We start from the raw sequence: 17,170 nt of genomic DNA, 5'->3' as shown, positions 1-17,170 counted from the left end.
CCATGAAAGGAATTGTTTTAGCCGGAGGCTCAGGAACAAGGTTACACCCGCTCACGCTCGCCGTTAGTAAGCAGTTGATGCCGGTGTATGACAAACCGATGATCTATTATCCGTTGTCCACCTTGATGTTGGCCGGAATCAGAGACATCCTGATTATCTCCACTCCGCATGACCTGCCTATGTTTGAGCGCCTGCTGGGCGACGGCAGCCAGATTGGGTGTAACTTCAGCTACCAGGTACAGGAAGTTCCTAACGGACTAGCTCAGGCGTTTGTCTTAGGTGCAGACTTCATCGGGAATGACAAGGCAGCTTTGATCTTGGGAGATAACATCTTTTACGGATCAGGCATGAGCAAACTCCTGCAAGCCAACAACGACCCTGAAGGCGGGGTAGTGTATGCCTACCACGTACAGGACCCGGAGCGCTACGGTGTGGTGGAGTTTGATGAAAGCATGAAGGCTGTCTCTATTGAAGAAAAGCCGAAGCAGCCTAAATCAAGCTACGCAGTGCCTGGTCTGTACTTCTATGACAACGATGTAGTAGAGATCTCCAAAAATCTGGAGCCTAGCCCGCGTGGCGAATACGAGATCACCGATGTGAACAAAGAATACCTGCGCCAAGGCAAACTGAAAGTAGGTATCCTGGACCGTGGTACGGCCTGGTTAGATACGGGTACCATTCAATCCTTAATGCAGGCTGCTACGTTTGTTCAGGTCATTGAAGAACGCCAAGGCTTGAAGATTGGGGCTATTGAAGAGGTAGCTTACCGGATGGGTTACATAAACGCAGAGCAACTGCAGCGGGTGGCTGAGCCTTTGCGCAAAAGCGGCTACGGCGATTACTTGTTGAACATCCTGAAAGAGAAAAATTTGTCAGGCAGCTTATAAGCCAAAAAGCAGGAGGTGTAACAACTTCCTACACCCAATAAAAGGAAGCCTTGGAAGAATCTGTTCTTTCAGGGCTTTCTTGTTTTACAGGTTATTTTCAAAAATGCCTGAAATCCTACCCGGGGAATAATAAGCCTACTACTAGCCCCGTGAGAATCAGGGCAGGAGCCGGAATCTTCGTCCATTGCAGCAGCCCAAAGGTGAGCACCACCAGGCCAAAATTATAAGGGGTATTCTCAATGGGGTGATACAGCATGATGGCAGCGGCGCACACCATACCACAGCCCACGGCATTAATGCCTTCCAGAGAGGCCTGAATCACGCGGTATTTCCGGAGCTCTTCCCAAAAACGGATCACAAAGAAGATTAGGAAGGTGCCCGGCAGAAAGATGGCGATGGTCGTCACCACCCCGCCCAGGATCTGGCTTCCCCAGCCGTACGGGCGCATGGATAAGGTGCCAATGTACGAGCAGAAGGAAAAAACCGGACCAGGCAACGCCTGCACCAACGCAAACCCGGATAGAAACTCTTTGGGATTCAGGTAACCTTTGAACTCCACGAACTCGGTGTACATCACCGGAATCAAGACCTGCCCACCGCCAAAGATGAGGCTGCCGTTCCGGTAGAAGTTCTCAAACAGCAAGACGGCCCGTAGTTGTGTGAACCTACCCAGAATTGCCGCCGCGATAAAAACTCCCAAGAAAAGCAGGAAGTTAGCCCATTCTACTTTCATCGGCTTTTTCTCCAGCACTGGTTGCTTTTGAAACCGGAGCGCCGTCAAACTGCCGCCCAGCAAAAGCAGCAGGGGGAAAACCCAGGGCGACCTGAAAAAGAAAGCCAGAATAGCGGAGAACACCATAATCACGATGCCACTTTTGGTATAGACTACCTTTGAGCTGATCCGCCAGGCGGCAAAGGCCACAAAGCCTACCGCCATGGGTTGGATGAAGCGAGTGAAGCCCAGAGGAGCTCCTTGTCCCTGCAGAAAGGAAATGATTAAGGCGGCCGCAATCATGATGAGTGCAGCTGGGGCAATCCAGACTAAAAGAGTGAGGTAAGCCAAGTTAGGACCACCCACTTTAAACCCGATGGCCGTGATGGTTTGGGTGGAGGAGGGACCAGGCAGAATCTGGCACAGAGCGTTCAGTTCCAGCAGTTCCTTCTCGGTGATGTACCCCCGTTTTTCCACCATAAGGCGCAGCATCATGGCAATATGCGCCTGAGGTCCGCCAAACGCCGTGAGCGAAAGCGAAGCCACATCCTTCAGGAAAATATAGTTACGAGGGCGCAATAGACCGAAGCGTTGATGAGCGGTTTAAGCCAGTTTTATAAAAATAGGCATAAAAACGAAAGGAGCCCTAAAGGCCCCTTTCTATGTTTCTGAAAACAGATTATTTTTTTAATCCTAACTCCACCAGACGCTCGTTCAGGAACTCGCCGGCCGTGATATCAGGGAATTGTTTTGGGTTCTGGGCATCAATGCAACCCTCCAAGCAAGTTAGGTCCATCTCAGAACGTGGGTGCATGAAGAACGGAATAGAGAAGCGGGACGTGTGCATCAGCTCGCGCGGTGGGTTCACTACGCGGTGGATGGTAGACTTCAGCTTGTTGTTGGTATGGCGCGACAGCATATCGCCAACGTTCACGATAATTTGCTCTGGCAGGGCAGTGATCGGAATCCATTTCCCGTCGCGGCGAAGCACTTGCAGGCCATCGGCGGAGGCACCCATCAACAAGGTAATCAGGTTGATATCACCGTGCTCGGCAGCGCGAACGGCATCGGCTGGTACGGCATCCGGGTTCTCGATGGGGAAGTAGTGGATGGCGCGCAGGATGCTGTTGCCGTTGTGCACTTTGGCGTCAAAGTAATCTTCAGACAAACCTAAGTACAAGGCCAAGGCGCGCAGCACTTGTTTGCCGGCCGCCTCCAGACGCTTGTACGCTTCTAGCGCCACTCCCTGGAACTCGGGAGTCTCCTCTGGCCAAACGTTATCTGGGTATTCGTCTTTGATGGGGTCGTTGTCGGTTACTTCCTGGCCCACATGGTAGAACTCTTTCAGGTCACCGGTGTTGCGGCCTTTGGCGTGTTCTTTTCCTTTGCCTACGTAGCCACGCTGTCCGGCCAGGCCGGGGATCTCGTATTTCTGCTTCACGTCATCGGGTAAGGCGAAGAACTTTTTGATGGCGGCGTACAGCTCATCGGTCAATTCATCACTCAGACCATGGTTTTTCAACGCCACAAAGCCAATGTTTTGGTGCGCATCGCCCATTGCCTGCACAAAAGCGGCTTTGCGTGTCGGGTCGCCGGAGGTAAAATCGGCTAAGTCTAAAGAAGGTATTTCTTCTAACAATTTATCATTCATAAACCTGTCTTGACGCGTTTTTGAAAGTCCTTTAAAATGTGCAGCAAGTTACGAAATTTCTATCTTTGAAACATTCTACGTACTTATACGAAAACCCTACTATGAAAAAGAAACACCTATCATTTGTGGCAATAGCCGCTACGCTACTGGCCACTGCCTGTGACGGAAAACGTTCTACCACCGCAACTGGAACAGATAGCACTGCTACCGCTGATCATTCTGGTATGACCCAAGACACAGCAGGCGTACAGCACCAGGGCGACATGGGCACTCCCATGGAAAAAGGCGGCCTGAAGGTATATTCTTACAGCAACTCCGTTGATTTCCCGGATGCCGATCTGGACCTGAACCAACCCGAGAAGAACGCAAAGGTAACCGGAGACTCGGTGCAGTTTAACTACGAGGTGAAAAACTATCAGCTGAGCCAGCAGACTTCAGACGCTGGCACCCATGAGCACGCTAACTCCAAAGAAGGCCAGCACATCCACAACATCGTGGACAACGAGCCTTACACCGCGCATTATAAGCCTACCTTCAAGAAAGCCATTAAGCCGGGTCAGCACGTGGTGTTGTCGTTCCTTTCGCGTTCGTACCACGAGAGCATCAAGCACGAAGATGCGTATGACCTGCGTGTGATCAACGTAGGGAATGCCCCAGCCAACGCCGCCAAGTTTGACGAAAGTGGCCAGCACCTGTTCTATAGCCGCCCCAAAGGCGAGTACAAAGGCGCTGACACCCGCAAAGTGATGCTGGATTTCTACCTGGTGAACACCAAATTAGCGAAAGACGGAAACAAGGTACGCGCCACCATCAATGGCAATGAATTCATCTTAGACCAGTGGTTGCCATACCTGGTTGAAGGTTTGCCAATGGGCGAGAACACCTTCAAGCTGGAGCTGATTGACAATCAAGGCAAGGTGATTCCTGGTCCTTTCAACACCGTAGAGCGTAAAGTAACGCTGGCACAATAATCGTTTTCGACCAATTTCATGAAAGCCGCTCCTAAACAGGGGCGGCTTTCTTCGTAACTATAGAAGAAGGAAGGTGGCCCATCAAAAAACATCTGCCTTCTATATTGCGGGAAAAATGAAAAGTTAGTCTGAAGTTCAGATTTTGTTTTAGCCTCATTTCTGAATATGGAGCAAAAAACGCTAACTTATTTCTGTGCAGATACCGTACTTACCACATGACTATGAAAAACCCTGCCATACCGCTTGAGCTCCATTTTGATTCTACCCATTGCATGACCGCCACCGGCAAGCACGTGCGCGACGGCCTTTCTACCGTGTTGCGCACTGGTGATTACCTCTGGCTCAGCTGTGACGAGCAGACCACGCTGGAGCGCCTGAAAAAGACTGGTGAACACAGCTTCGGGGAACACGTGCACTTTGACCTCACCCAATACTTGGACCTGCCTGAGGGTAGTTCATGCGAGATTGACATTGAAGGACTGGCTTTAAGCGGCGGATATCTATGGCTGGTGGGTTCCCACAGTCTTAAACGAAAAAAGCCTCGCAAAGAAGACTCGGTGAAAAAACAGATTGAGCGCCTGGCGAAGGTGAAAGAAGAGCCCAACCGGTATGTATTGGCCCGTATTCCGTTGGTACAAGATGTGAACACCGGAGAGTACACCTTGTCCAAAGAATCTCCTGATCCCGAAGATCCATCCAAAACGTTGCGGGCCGCACAATTGGTGAGCGTCGGTGAAAAGAACCAGCTCATGGACGCCATTAAAAAAGACATCCATCTCGCTGATTTCCTCCCGATTCCTGGAAAAGACAACGGATTTGACATTGAAGGTTTGTCCATCCACGAAGGACGAATTTTTGTGGGCCTGCGCGGACCGGTGCTGCGCGGCTGGGCCATGGTGCTGGAACTGGAACTGGAGGATGCTAAGAAAGAAGGTTTCCTGCAGCTGAAGAAGAATGCAGAAGGCACCCTCTACAAAAAACACTTCCTGCACCTGGCCGGACAGGGAATCAGGGAACTGCGCGCCAAAGGCGATGACCTGTACATTCTGGCTGGTCCGTCCATGGATCTGGACGGAACCATTGCCGTGTACCGTTGGCCCAATGCCATGAGCAGTTCCCTGGAAGGCGAACAGATGGTACACCGCAAAGATCTGGAGCATTTGTTTGACGTGCCCCACGGCAGTGGCCCTACCTCGGGCCAGGACAAAGCCGAAGGACTGGCCGTCTACGATGACGAGCACTTGTTAGTCGTCTTTGATAGCCCCGCTGATGCCCGCAAACCAGAAGAAAACACCGTGGTAGCCGATATATATAAGATTTAGGGTAAACTGAAAGTTACGGGCGCATCAAATAAGCCGCGAGAGTGCGCGTTGGGAAAGATGATTCCTCTCTTCAACTCTTGTTTTCGGGCCGTCTTTAGAAAAGCGGCCTGAAAACAAATCTGTCTTCTCCATTTTCATACAGCATGAAACCAGCAATCCTCCTGCTTTTTGTATTCCTTGTGTCTGTGGACGTAGGATTTGGTCAGGTTAAAGGAGTGGTTACTGACAAGGCCACGGGCAAGCCGGTGCCGTTTGCCAACATTTGGGTGGAAGACGAGAACCTGGGCACCACCTCTTCTGAAAAAGGCGAATTCAGTTTTAACCAAGTCAATCTATCAGGCAAGACGCTGGTCATTTCCTGTCTGGGCTACGAGCGAACCAGAGTCGCTATTTCTGAAGGAATGCTGCAGGTGTCCTTAATTCCTACTGCCGTAGCGTTAGATGTAGTGACTGTTAAGAAAAGCACCAAGCGCCGCAAATTCGTCATCAACAAGTTGGACGAGAACACAGAATACTCCTTTGGGAGTAACGGCACGCCTTGGATTGTGGCGCAGTACATTCCGTACAAACCTGGGTATGCCGCCACTCCTTTTCTGGACGAGATTTCCTTGGTGGCTTTAAGCAATATCAAGAACGCCACTTTTAAATTGCATCTGCTGCGGGTGGGGGAGAATGGTGCGCCGGGCAAAGATCTGGTGTCGGTGCCGCTGATTGGGGTGGCGCAGAAAGGTATTAAAACGGTGAAGATAGATGTAAGCCAGCATGATTTGCAGATACCGGAGCAGGGACTTTTCGTTGCCTTTGAATGGCTCATCCTCAAGCAGAACCGCTACGAGGCTGTAAACCCCGAGACTGGCGCGAAAGAAGTACCCGCCAGAATTTCCTATGAACCCAGCATCCGGAGCTACGGCCCCGATAACCGCAGCCCTAACGGTTGGATTTATCACCAAGGCAAATGGGTCAGCACCAACCAACGCGAAGGAGACGCCATCACCTCGGCCACGCCGCACTTTCAGGTTACGTTGAGTAATTAACAAGGTACTTCACTTCTGTTTATTCTATTGTCATCCTGAAAGGACCTTGTGAGCGAACAGTAGTAGCGCTTACCACAAGGCTTTTCTAACTCGCCCACAAGATCTTTCCAAGATGATAATTGGGGAGAGTGCGTCTCTTGAAAGGATGCCTCAAAGAATACTTCCTTTTAAGGCTTTAGTTTTAAGCCTCTTTTTCTAAAAATAAGTCCAAAACCTCTATTAAAGCAAAAGGCCCACACTGGTTTACCAGTGTGGGCCTTTTGCTTTTCTTCAACTAAATCTTACCGTCCCGTCGTCGAAGTAGCGGTGGCGGGAGCAGTACCATTCTTGGCTTTCGCCATAGCATCATACACCACCTGCATCACCTTGGTACGGGTGTTCAGCTGGCTTAATACTGAGCTTTCGCGGGTGGGGTGCACGCGGTTAGACATGAAGATGTAGACAATCTGGTTTACGGGGTCTACCCAGCTATAAATACCGGTGAAGCCGGTGTGGCCGAAGCTTTCTGCCGGGGCGCTTTGGGCCGCATTTCCGTTCACGGTGCCCGGTTTGGACGGACGGTCGAAACCGAGGGCGCGGTAGTTGTCTGGGCAGAACTGGCATTTGCTGAACGTGCTCACCGTTTTGTTCGCGATGTAACGTTTGCCGGCATAAATACCATCATTGAGGTACATCTGCATCACCTTGGCTAAGTCGTTCGCGTTTCCGAATAATCCTGCGTGGCCACTCACACCTCCCAGCATGGCGGCTCCTTCGTCGTGAACCGTTCCGTGCAACAGCTGTTTCCGGAACAGGGTGTCTACCTCGGTGGGCACAATGCGGGACAGCGGGTACTGCTTATATGGGTTGAAGGTAAGAGTGTGAGCGCCCAACGGCTCGTAAATATTCTTCTTCAGGTAGGTTTCAAAGTCTTGTCCGGTAATGTTCTTCACCACCAACGGCGCCAGAATGAAAGACAAATCACTGTACACGTAGCCTGGTTTCTCGTTCAGCGGCGATTCTTTAATTTGCTCATAGATTTCCTCCGCGTGGTCTTTATGGATGTACAGATTCTTGGCTACCCTGATCGGGAACTTGGCCGATGAATCTGGACTGAAGACACTGCTTTTTAACTCACCGTTCTTCTTAAGTTCTTCCTTCCAGAACGGAATCCAGGATTTCAAGCGGGCCTGGTGCGTGAGAATGTCGCGGTACTTCAGGCTTTCTTTGTTTGACTTTTGCATCATGGGCAGGTACTCACCCAAGGTTTTGTCCACATCAAACTTGCCTTCTCCGTTCAGCTTCATGTAGGCGGCCAGCGCAGTCGTGATTTTGGTGACAGAAGCCAGATCGTATAAATCAGTGTTCTTCACCGGCGTCTGGTTTTCATAGGTATGATATCCGAAGGACTTGGCGTAAATCACTTTCCCGTTCTTGGCGACCAACACCTGGGCGCCCGGCGTGGCTTTCGCCCGAATGGCCTGGTTCACCAGGGTGTCGATTTGGGCAAAATCTTGTGATTTCAGGCCCAAAGCCTCTGGTTGCGTGTACGCCAGACGTAATCCGCCATCGGTTTTCAGGCCATTGGTCATCCGGAAGTAGTTAGATACGTTCACCGGCAGCTTACCTTTGGCACCCACACCGCCAAAAATGATCTGGGCGGCTACGTCTTGGGTTAAGGCATTCTCCTGATACGCGGCCAACACACCGTGCGCTTTCTCAATGTCTTCAAAACGGTTGAGGCTGTACACGTTCCCGAACACGCTCACAATGGTTTGCTTGGAACGGATAAGGTCTTTCAGGAACAGGTTCATCTCGGCGGTAATCCCGAAGGTGTTGTTGCCGGAGGCCTTCAGCTGCAGCTTGTGCACGCCAACCAGAATGGTGTTGTAGTCTTTCAGTCTTTCTTGTAGGACCTGCAGATCAGCAATGGAGCTGGTGGGAGGCAAAAAGAAGTTGTCTACCTTGGCGTATTTGGCCAGGCTTTTCTGGAATTCGGTTTCAGTGCTGGTGCCCAAGGCCAAAGCGGCAATCTTGAGGGTGTCCAGCGTTTTAATAGGCAACACATTATCTTTGTTGCGGAGCAGCGTGAGCGAAGCCTCCGTTAACTGACGGTTGATGTAATCTGCGGTAGGGTTGTTCAGGTCGGCGATCAGGTTTTTGGTCTCAATAGGTTGCCACTTGTCCAGGCCGGCCCATTGTTTGGCGGCTAGTACTTTCTTGCAGCGGGCATCAACCTCGGCTTGGGTGATTTCTTTATTCGCAATGGCTTTCTTCACTTCTTCAATGGTGGTTTTCACGTCCATGGTGTTCAAAAGCACATCATTGCCAGCTAGCAGCGCTTTCACGTCCACAATTCCGGGAGGGTAGAACTTAGCCACACCTTGCATGTTCAGGGCATCGGTGAATACCAGGCCTTTGAAACCCATCTCTTTCTTAAGCAGATCACTTACAATGCCCTTGGAAAGGGTAGAGGCTACGTCTTTGGTGTTGTCCAGCACCGGAATGTTCATGTGCGCCACCATCAAACTGCCCAAGCCGTTCTTCATCAGTTCTCTGAACGGGTACAGTTCAGTAGAGTCCAGGCGCAGTTTAGAGAAATGCAGCACCGGCAAACCATAATGCGAGTCTACGTTGGTGTCGCCGTGACCAGGGAAGTGTTTGGCGTTGGCCATCACTTTGTTGTCCTGCATGCCTTTCATGTACGCCATGGCTTTGCGGGTCACGTTGTACTTGTCTTCGCCGAACGAGCGGAACCCAATCACGGGGTTGTTGGCGTTGTTGTTCACGTCTACTACCGGCGCAAAGTTCACGTGGATGCCCAACCGGCGGCACTGACGCGCGATCTCGGCACCCATGTCATAAATCAGCTTCTCGTTTTCAATTCCGCCCAAACTCATCTGGTAAGGGAACGACACTGTGCTGTCCAGGCGCATGCCCAGGCCCCACTCGCCGTCAATGGAGATCATCAACGGCACCTTGCTTTCGCGCTGGTAGCGGTTGGTCATATGCGCTTGCCGCACCGGTCCGCCCTGGAAGAAGATCAAACCACCCACTTTGTAGTTGGTCACCAGGCGGCTGATAGAGTCAATGTGTGCCTGATCCTTGTTAGAGTACACCGGAATCATAATCAGCTGCGCGATGCGCTCCTCTGGCGTCAAGGATTTAAACACCGAGTCTACCCATTTCTGGTTCGCACCCAAATGCGGCGGGTCCGTTTTCGGGTTGAACACCGGAACCGCCGGTTTCTTAGCAGCTGCTTTCTTTGAGACAGCAGCCGTCTTCTTCGTGGAGGCTTTAGAAGGTTTGCGCTTGCCGGTCTGTCCGTGCAAGGTGATGGCACCTACCAGAAAGATGAAAACAATAGCGAGGGAAAGAAAACGATGTTTTTTCAAGGTAATAGACAGAAATAAGGTAATGTATGTAGCAGGAAGGGCTGCAAATTACGGCAATTATATCAAAAACAGGTCCAAAGCCCGTCAAAGTTCAGAATCAGGCTACGGCGCCCTGTAATAACCTGATAGTTCCTGCCGTAGCATCTATTTCGGCCTCGGCACCCACCGGAATAGTGAATTTATGCGTGATATGGCCGATCATGGCTCCCGAGTACACGGGCACTTTCAAAGGCTGCAAATGCTGCTCCAGGACTTCTTCCAAGGTGAGGGAGCCATAACCTCCTTTGCCCGGTTCGCAGTCTGAGCATTTGCCAAATACCACTCCTTTCACCTGGTTCAGCACGCCAGCAAGCTTCAGTTGGGTGAGCATGCGGTCTACCCGGTACACGGCTTCGTTGGTGTCTTCCAGAAACAGGATGGCGTCTTTCCAGTTGGGCAGATACTCAGAACCTATAATGGCAGTAAGCACAGTTAAGTTGCCGCCCACCAGTTTGCCGCGGGCGGTGCCGGGCGTAATGGTGGTAATGCGGTCTTTGGTGATGGTGAGGTTGTCGCCCAGTTCTTTGGGGTTCTCAAACAAGATCGGACTGCCGTCAAACAGCACCTGCCTAAAAGAATCTACTGAGAACTTGTTCCAGGTAGCCGAGCCCACAGGGCCATGAAACGTCACCAGCCCTGTTTTGGCATTAATGGCTAAATGTAGGGCCGTGATGTCTGAGTAACCGATGAGCGGTTTGGGGTTCTTCTGAATGGTTTTGTAGTCCAGTAACGGCAGCAATCGGGCGCAGCCCCAGCCTCCGTGCACGGCCAAAATTCCCTGCACGCTTTTATCCGCGAACATGGCGTTCACGTCCTCGGCTCGGGCCTGGTCCGTACCAGCCAGATACCCGAAACGGTCAAACACGTGTTTTCCCAGCTTTACCTTCAACCCCAGCGCCTCCATAGATTCTTTGGTGATCTGCACCGCCTCCCGACTGAACGCCGCTCCAGCCGGACAAATCAAACCTACCGTATCACCAGGTTTCAACCGCGGCGGAACAAGGGTTTTAGGCGCTTTTTCCGGCAAAGGACTTGAAACAAAGCTTAGCAGGGGCAGCGAAGCGGCCGCCACAGAAAGAGACGCTAGCACCTCACGGCGGGTACGGTTAACCATAGCTGAACAGGTTTAAGGTTGGGCAGGAATACCCAAGCGAAAATAAAAAGATTGTTCCTGATTATCATGCTTTTCTGTAAGTTTTTAAATAAATTAAAAAACTCAAGTTGCGTGCTTCTTGGACCGTGGTGGATTTTTGGAGAGAGAAGTTTTTAAAAGTATCTTTTGACCATACCAGATTCTTACCCTAATTAAGAGTTCTAAAACAGTACCTGTTATGCACATTCCTTTTACCGGCTTCCGCTGGCTCACGCTCTCCTGCTTATTTCTGTTCATTCTGGTAGGCTGTAGCACTGCCAGGCAGGCGCCAGCGGTGATTACAACACCTACCCCGCCACCTCCGCCGGCCTACGGACCCGAGGAAATCAGGCAGCATGTGTTAGAATCTGAGATCGGGAAGAACCGGTTTGTGGGCTTCGCCTTGTTTGACCCCGCTTTGGGGAAAATGGTGGTAGAACACAATTCAGACAAGTACTTTGTGCCTGCCTCCAACACCAAACTATTCACGTTCTACGCCAGCCTAAAAATGTTGGGCGACTCTATTCCGGCGCTCAAGTACGTGGTACGGGGCGACTCCCTCATCTTCTGGGGCACCGGCGACCCAACCTTCACGCACATGGACCTGAAGAACACGGTGGCTTATGACTTCCTGAAGAACCGCAAAGAAAAACTGTTTTACCTGGAGACACCTTTCGCCAGTACGCCCTTCGCTACTAACTGGGGCTGGGATGATTATAATTATTACTACCAGCCAGAGCGCAGCATTTTTCCCATTCACGGCAACATTGTGAAGTTTGCCCGCAAAGGAGGACCAGCCCGGCGATACACCACCACCCCCGCCATCTTTAAGCCCATCATCAAAACCGATACTGCCCGCTACAACCACAATGACGCCTTCGTGCGGGCCTGGCGCACCAATGAGTTTACTTATTACCCTAAGCACGCTTCTGCTGATTTCTCCGTGGAAGTACCGTTCATTCCCTCGCCCGACATGACCGTGCGGTTGCTCGCCGATACACTTAAAAAGAAAGTAACGCTACTGAAAAACCGTACCCTGCCAACCGGTGCCCAAACGTTCTATGGCCTGCCTTCTGACACGGTGTACAAGCGCATGCTGCAAGTGAGCGACAACCTGTTTGCCGAGCAACTGATGGTACTTTGCTCCGGTACCTTGTCTGATACCTTGTCTGTGGAGAGGGGAATCCAATACGCCGTGAAGAATTACTTGGCAGACTTGCCCGATGCGCCGGTGTGGGTAGATGGCTCGGGACTTTCCAGCATGAACCTCTTCACGCCCCGCAGCATCATTGCCCTTTTACAGAAACTACAGCAGGAACGCCCTGTTGAACGCCTGTTGCCGCTCATGGCCACCGGCGGAAGACCCGGCACCTTTCGCAGTATCTACAAAGCAGAACCCCCCTTTGTGTTCGGGAAATCCGGTACGCTGGCCCACGTGCACAACCAAAGCGGGTACATCATGACCAAAAGCGGCAAGCTGCTGCTCTTCAGTTTCATGAACAACAACTTCAAGGTGCCTTCCAGCGAGATCCGCAATGAGATGGTGCGCATCATGACTGAGGTACACGAGAAGTACTAAGCGAAAAGAACATAAACGAGGAAGCCCCGCTTTCAGGCTGTTTCTAAGAAAACGGCCTTAAATCGGGGCTTCTGTATGAACCTGATTGCTGCGATTACTGAAACAACGACGCAGTACGCAAGTCTATCAACGAAGCCTGCGGTGAAACCCGCTTGGCCCGCAGAAAACGGTTCAGTTCATAGGCATCATGATTTGGTGCAGCTGGGTCCATGCTGTTGATGCGTACGCGGCCCGCTGAATGAATGAACTCATTGTTGCCAATCCACATGCCCACGTGGATTACGCGCTCAGATTTGCCCTCTTTGGCCGGTACCCCGAAGAAAAGCAAATCACCAGGGCGCAGGTTCTGGAAGCCGTCTTTGGTGTCAATCAGGTCGCCCACGTGCACTTGTTGAGAAGCATCGCGCGGCAAGACCAGGCCATTCATGAAATACACGGTTTTAGTAAAGCCACTGCAGTCTACGCCCTTAAACGACGTGCCGCCCCACAGGTACGGGACGCCTAACATGCGCTTAGAGGTTTCCACCAGGTTCTGTTCGGTAGGTTGACGCGAGGTGGCCCAATCTGTATATTTCTGAACCTCAGTGGAAGGGATAAAGGCCGTGCGGCCATCCGGGAAAGCGACTTCGTAGAAGCCTTTGCTTTGGTTTTTTAGCACCATCACATCGCCGTATACCAAATCCGAAGCCGTTGCGCCTTTGGTATTGGGTGAAGTATAGGCAAAGCCGTAGGGCTGGGTATAAATGAGCTTTTCGCCTTGCTGCCATTTGGTGAAGGCGGCCTGGTCCATCAGTTTGATGCCTCCGCCGTCAACCCAGGCCAGGTACTTGTCTGGCGTCTGCACCAGGTACCAGCCATCGTCCTGTTTCCAGACGCGCAGCGGGGTCCCCATGGTGGCTTGGGTGGCTAGCTCCGCCGGATGCGCTGGTTTGGAGCGCAGGTTCGCCACAGAAAGCATCACTACCGCATATTGGTTTTCCTTTAGCGAAGCTTCAGGCAATACCTGGATGCTGTCCTGGTAAGAGATACCAGCGGCTTGCAGGCGCTCCAGCAACGCTGCTTTAGCGGCTGGTAAATTCGTTTCGCCGGCCAGTACCGCCCCGTTGGTATTTACATTGAACAAGGCAACCCGTTTGTCTGGGGCAAACTGTTGGCGTACGGCTTCTACATGCGGGGTCAGCGGCGAAGTCACCACTGATGCCTGGGGGGAGGTTGCTTCAGGCGTTGGTTTGCTGCTGGAGCAAGCCGCCAGAAAACTCAGCAGGAGAAGAAAAGACGCGTTCTTTTTCATGTAAATAGGTCTGTAGGCGAAATATAGTACTTTTCAGTATATTCAGAACAGGAGGAAAGCGGAAGTCGTTCAGGCAGGCTGTTTTTGAAGCGGCATTTTTTACAGCATCCCTTCTAAAGGCCTTTTTCAGAATTCGGTCTGAAAATAAGAAGATGTGTGTTGAGCCTGCTTTTGGCCTCTTTTCCTGAAAACAATCCGGAAACGCAGCCCGGTTTCAATATCTTTGCAGGCAAGTACTTTACCATCACATGAACACAACTGCTACCCCCACTTCCGTTACTATCATAGACTATACCCCCGCTCACGCTACTCTTTTCCGGGAACTGAATCAGGCCTGGATTGAGCGCTATTTTGAGATGGAGGAACTGGACCATAAATCATTAGGGAACCCAGACGGCTACATCATTGCCAAAGGCGGCCATATTTTTATGGCCGAATACAATGGTGAGATTGTGGGCACCTGCGCTTTGATAAAGGTAGATAACCAGACCTATGAACTAGCCAAGATGGCCGTCACCGACAAAGCCCAGGGACTAAAAATTGGGAAGCGTTTGGGTGAGGCCGCTATCCAGAAGGCCCGTGAATTAGGCGCTACCACCCTCATGCTGCTGTCTAACCGCAAGCTGGAAACGGCATTGCACCTGTACCAAAAGTTAGGATTTGTGGAAGTAGCAGATGAACTGAAGGAATATAAGCGCGCAGACATCAAAATGGAATTGGCCCTCTAATCTGGAACCCCACTATTTTCTATATACTTTTATATGAAGTCTATTCTCTCTCTGTTGCTGGTTGCTTTGCCTTTGGCAACATGGGCGCAGAGTGCGATGGTGCAAGACCGGGCCAACCTTCAGCCCTTGGTGGGAGTGCGGGTGGTGCCCACGCAGGGCGGGACCCCGCTCTTAACCGATATAAAAGGCAAGTTCAGTATCCGCGGCTTCCTGGATACCGATAGCCTGCGCTTTGAGCGGGTGGATTATCAACCCAGGACCTTGGCCGTAAGTCAGCTCAGAACCCTGAACTACCGGGTTCTATTGGCAGAGCGCAGCTATTCCCTGAATGAGGTGGTGGTCTCCGCCAGTAGGTTCGAAGAAAAGCGTGCCGATGTGCCCCAGCAAATCCAAGTCCTGAAAGCACGTGACCTGGCTTTCCAAAGCAACCAGACTACGGCCGATGTCTTGCAACAGACCGGCCAGGTGCTGGTGCAGAAAAGCCAGGCCGGCGGCGGAAGTCCCATTCTGCGCGGCTTTGAAGCCAACAAGGTGCTCATGGTGATTGACGGCGTGCGCCTGAACAATGCCATTTACCGCGGCGGACACCTGCAGAACGTGATTACGGTGGACAATGCCGCGCTTGAGAAAGTAGAAGTAGTGTTTGGTCCCGGTTCTGTGGTGTATGGGTCTGATGCCTTGGGAGGCGTGGTGCATTTCTATACCAAGAACCCACTACTAGCTGATTCCTCCGGAACCCGCGTGGCCGGTGGTGCTTTCAACCGCTACGCCACCGCCAATCAGGAGAAAACCGGCCACGTGGACTTCTCCGTGGGCGGACGCCAATGGGGCAGCTTCACCAGTTTGACCTATTCAGATTTTGATGACCTGCGGCAGGGCAAAAACCGCAATCCGTTCTATGGAAATTGGGGGCTTCGGCCTTTCTACGCCCAACGCGTGAACGGCGAAGATGTGATGGTTCCTAATGAGAACATAAACGTACAGAAGTTCACCGGCTACAAGCAGTACGATGTGCTGCAGAAGGTGCTGTTTCAGCCTTCGGTGACTACTTCGCATTTGCTGAACCTGCAGTTCTCTACTTCCTCAGACATTCCGCGCTATGACCGCCTGAGTGAGGTAGATGCACAAGGGCGCCTAAACCATGGCGAGTGGTACTATGGCCCGCAGGAACGGTGGCTGGCCGCTTATACTTTCGCTACCAAGGGCCGAGGTTGGTTGGAGAACGTGCGGGTTACCGCGGCTTACCAAAGTGTGGAGGAAAGCCGCCACAACCGCCGCTTTAACCGCGGTCCGTTGCAGAACCGCTTTGAGCACGTGGATGTCTATACCCTCAATGCTGATGTCAGCCGTTTGCTGGGTGAGCATGAACTCCGCTATGGACTGGAAGGAACGTACAACGAGGTTTCTTCCCGCGCCTACGGCATAAACCTGACTACCGGTGAGCGTACCCCGCTGGACACCCGTTATCCCAGTGGTGGCTCTGATGTGTGCACGGCAGCCGCCTATTTCACCCACACCTGGGAGATTACGCCGCAATGGATTATTTCTGATGGCATTAGGGTAAGCCGAGTAGCGCTTAATGCTGATTTCTCCCGTGACAAAACCTTTTTCCCGTTTCCGTTTGATGACGTAAGCCAGAAGAACACAGCGGTCAATGGAAACCTGGGGCTGGTGTATCAGCCGGGGCGGGAATGGCGTTTTGCGGCCGTGGCTTCCTCCGGGTTCAGGGCACCCAACGTAGATGATTTAGGCAAAGTGTTTGAATCGGTAGCGGGTCAGTTGATTGTCCCCAAGCCTGATCTGAAGCCTGAATACACGTACAGCGCTGAGATTTCCCTAGGCAAAACCATTGCGCAAAGCGTGCGGGTAGAAGGAACCGGTTTCTATACCTGGTACCGCGATGCCATCACCACGCAGCCTTTCCTTTTCCAAGGCCAACCCGAGATTGAGTACAACGGACAATTGAGCCGGGTAACCGCTAACGTGAATGCAAACAAAGCTTACATCTACGGTTTCAGCGGCTCGATGAATGCAGACATTACCCAGGCTTTCCGGTTGGCTTCTACGCTTACTTATACACGTGGCCGCATCCAGGCAGAAGCCGGGGAAACTCCACTGGATCATATTCCGCCCGTTTTCGGGAAAACGAGCTTATTTCTGACCTTGCCTCAGTTCCGTTCTGAGTTCTTCGTGCAGTACAACGGTTGGAAAAGGTTGGCGGACTACAACCCGGTGGGCGAAGACAACCTGCAGTACGCTACCCCGCAGGGCGTGCCTGCCTGGTACACGCTCAACCTGAGAACCGCTTATCAATTCCACCCACGGCTGCAGTTTCAGGCGGCACTAGAGAATATTCTGGACCAATTCTACCGCGTATATGCCTCAGGTGTGAGCGCCCCGGGAAGGAACCTTGTGCTCACGCTGAGAGGCAATTTCTAGAGCGTATTACA

At 51.9% G+C, this 17,170-nt stretch carries 12 protein-coding genes; 7 read left to right on the top strand and 5 right to left on the bottom strand.

The window, feature by feature from the left end:
• Positions 1-2: 2 nt before the first annotated feature.
• On the top strand, positions 3-887 hold the full coding sequence (rfbA, locus tag DC20_RS07445) for a glucose-1-phosphate thymidylyltransferase RfbA (RefSeq protein ID WP_062543249.1): 885 nt from the start codon (positions 3-5) through the stop codon (positions 885-887).
• 115 nt (positions 888-1,002) lie between these two features.
• On the opposite strand, the gene chrA is transcribed toward rfbA, so the two are convergent.
• Positions 1,003-2,178, bottom strand: coding sequence for a chromate efflux transporter (gene chrA, locus DC20_RS07440; protein ID WP_062543248.1), 1,176 nt, complete (start codon positions 2,176-2,178; stop codon positions 1,003-1,005).
• A gap of 100 nt (positions 2,179-2,278) precedes the next feature.
• Positions 2,279-3,250, bottom strand: a complete 972-nt coding sequence (locus DC20_RS07435) for an isopenicillin N synthase family dioxygenase (RefSeq protein WP_062543247.1) — start codon at positions 3,248-3,250, stop codon at positions 2,279-2,281.
• Between the two features lie 101 nt (positions 3,251-3,351).
• Here DC20_RS07435 and DC20_RS07430 point away from each other — a divergent pair, with 101 nt between their 5' ends.
• The 3 genes from DC20_RS07430 (at position 3,352) to DC20_RS07420 (ending at position 6,577) form a co-directional block, all read left to right on the top strand.
• The gene (locus tag DC20_RS07430) at positions 3,352-4,221 is read left to right on the top strand and encodes a hypothetical protein (protein ID WP_062543246.1); all 870 of its coding nucleotides are present in this window, start codon (positions 3,352-3,354) and stop codon (positions 4,219-4,221) included.
• A gap of 221 nt (positions 4,222-4,442) precedes the next feature.
• A complete protein-coding gene (locus tag DC20_RS07425) occupies positions 4,443-5,543 on the top strand; it encodes a DUF3616 domain-containing protein (protein WP_071885569.1) in 1,101 nt (366 codons plus the stop codon).
• A gap of 143 nt (positions 5,544-5,686) precedes the next feature.
• On the top strand, positions 5,687-6,577 hold the full coding sequence (locus tag DC20_RS07420; RefSeq protein ID WP_062543245.1) for a carboxypeptidase-like regulatory domain-containing protein: 891 nt from the start codon (positions 5,687-5,689) through the stop codon (positions 6,575-6,577).
• Between the two features lie 281 nt (positions 6,578-6,858).
• On the opposite strand, the gene DC20_RS07415 is transcribed toward DC20_RS07420, so the two are convergent.
• Together DC20_RS07415 and DC20_RS07410 are read right to left on the bottom strand one after the other, a co-directional pair.
• Positions 6,859-9,951 carry a glycoside hydrolase family 3 N-terminal domain-containing protein gene (locus DC20_RS07415; RefSeq protein ID WP_062543244.1) on the bottom strand — a complete coding sequence of 1,031 codons (3,093 nt, stop codon included), beginning with the start codon at positions 9,949-9,951 and terminating at the stop codon, positions 6,859-6,861.
• A 97-nt stretch (positions 9,952-10,048) separates the two neighbouring features.
• Positions 10,049-11,104 (bottom strand): S66 peptidase family protein, encoded by a 1,056-nt coding sequence (locus tag DC20_RS07410; protein ID WP_062543243.1) that lies wholly within the window; start codon positions 11,102-11,104, stop codon positions 10,049-10,051.
• Between the two features lie 217 nt (positions 11,105-11,321).
• Here DC20_RS07410 and DC20_RS07405 point away from each other — a divergent pair, with 217 nt between their 5' ends.
• Positions 11,322-12,701, top strand: coding sequence for a D-alanyl-D-alanine carboxypeptidase (locus DC20_RS07405; protein WP_083470263.1), 1,380 nt, complete (start codon positions 11,322-11,324; stop codon positions 12,699-12,701).
• Positions 12,702-12,795: 94 nt separating this feature from the next.
• Here DC20_RS07405 and DC20_RS07400 read toward each other — a convergent pair whose 3' ends face one another.
• Positions 12,796-13,992 carry a C40 family peptidase gene (locus DC20_RS07400; protein WP_062543242.1) on the bottom strand — a complete coding sequence of 399 codons (1,197 nt, stop codon included), beginning with the start codon at positions 13,990-13,992 and terminating at the stop codon, positions 12,796-12,798.
• Between the two features lie 248 nt (positions 13,993-14,240).
• On the opposite strand from DC20_RS07400, the gene DC20_RS07395 reads away from it, so the two are divergent.
• Positions 14,241-14,720: a GNAT family N-acetyltransferase gene (locus DC20_RS07395; RefSeq protein WP_062543241.1), complete on the top strand. Its 480-nt coding sequence runs from the start codon at positions 14,241-14,243 to the stop codon at positions 14,718-14,720.
• A gap of 33 nt (positions 14,721-14,753) precedes the next feature.
• Positions 14,754-17,159, top strand: a complete 2,406-nt coding sequence (locus tag DC20_RS07390) for a TonB-dependent receptor (protein ID WP_062543240.1) — start codon at positions 14,754-14,756, stop codon at positions 17,157-17,159.
• Positions 17,160-17,170: the final 11 nt, after the last annotated feature.

The organism is Rufibacter tibetensis, from assembly GCF_001310085.1.
In the GTDB taxonomy this organism is placed as follows: Bacteria; Bacteroidota; Bacteroidia; order Cytophagales; family Hymenobacteraceae; genus Nibribacter; species Nibribacter tibetensis.
This window is presented reverse-complemented; position numbering and strand designations above follow the sequence as displayed.

Excerpts from the sequence above, each read along its gene's own strand:
- DC20_RS07410 (WP_062543243.1), bottom strand. The coding sequence starts at position 11,104 with ATGGTTAACCGTACCCGCCGTGAGGTGCTAGCGTCTCTTTCTGTGGCG.
- DC20_RS07405 (WP_083470263.1), top strand. The coding sequence starts at position 11,322 with ATGCACATTCCTTTTACCGGCTTCCGCTGGCTCACGCTCTCCTGCTTA.
- DC20_RS07420 (WP_062543245.1), top strand. The coding sequence starts at position 5,687 with ATGAAACCAGCAATCCTCCTGCTTTTTGTATTCCTTGTGTCTGTGGAC.
- DC20_RS07390 (WP_062543240.1), top strand. The coding sequence starts at position 14,754 with ATGAAGTCTATTCTCTCTCTGTTGCTGGTTGCTTTGCCTTTGGCAACA.
- DC20_RS07430 (WP_062543246.1), top strand. The coding sequence starts at position 3,352 with ATGAAAAAGAAACACCTATCATTTGTGGCAATAGCCGCTACGCTACTG.
- DC20_RS07435 (WP_062543247.1), bottom strand. The coding sequence starts at position 3,250 with ATGAATGATAAATTGTTAGAAGAAATACCTTCTTTAGACTTAGCCGAT.
- DC20_RS07395 (WP_062543241.1), top strand. The coding sequence starts at position 14,241 with ATGAACACAACTGCTACCCCCACTTCCGTTACTATCATAGACTATACC.
- DC20_RS07400 (WP_062543242.1), bottom strand. The coding sequence starts at position 13,992 with ATGAAAAAGAACGCGTCTTTTCTTCTCCTGCTGAGTTTTCTGGCGGCT.
- rfbA (WP_062543249.1), top strand. The coding sequence starts at position 3 with ATGAAAGGAATTGTTTTAGCCGGAGGCTCAGGAACAAGGTTACACCCG.
- DC20_RS07425 (WP_071885569.1), top strand. The coding sequence starts at position 4,443 with ATGAAAAACCCTGCCATACCGCTTGAGCTCCATTTTGATTCTACCCAT.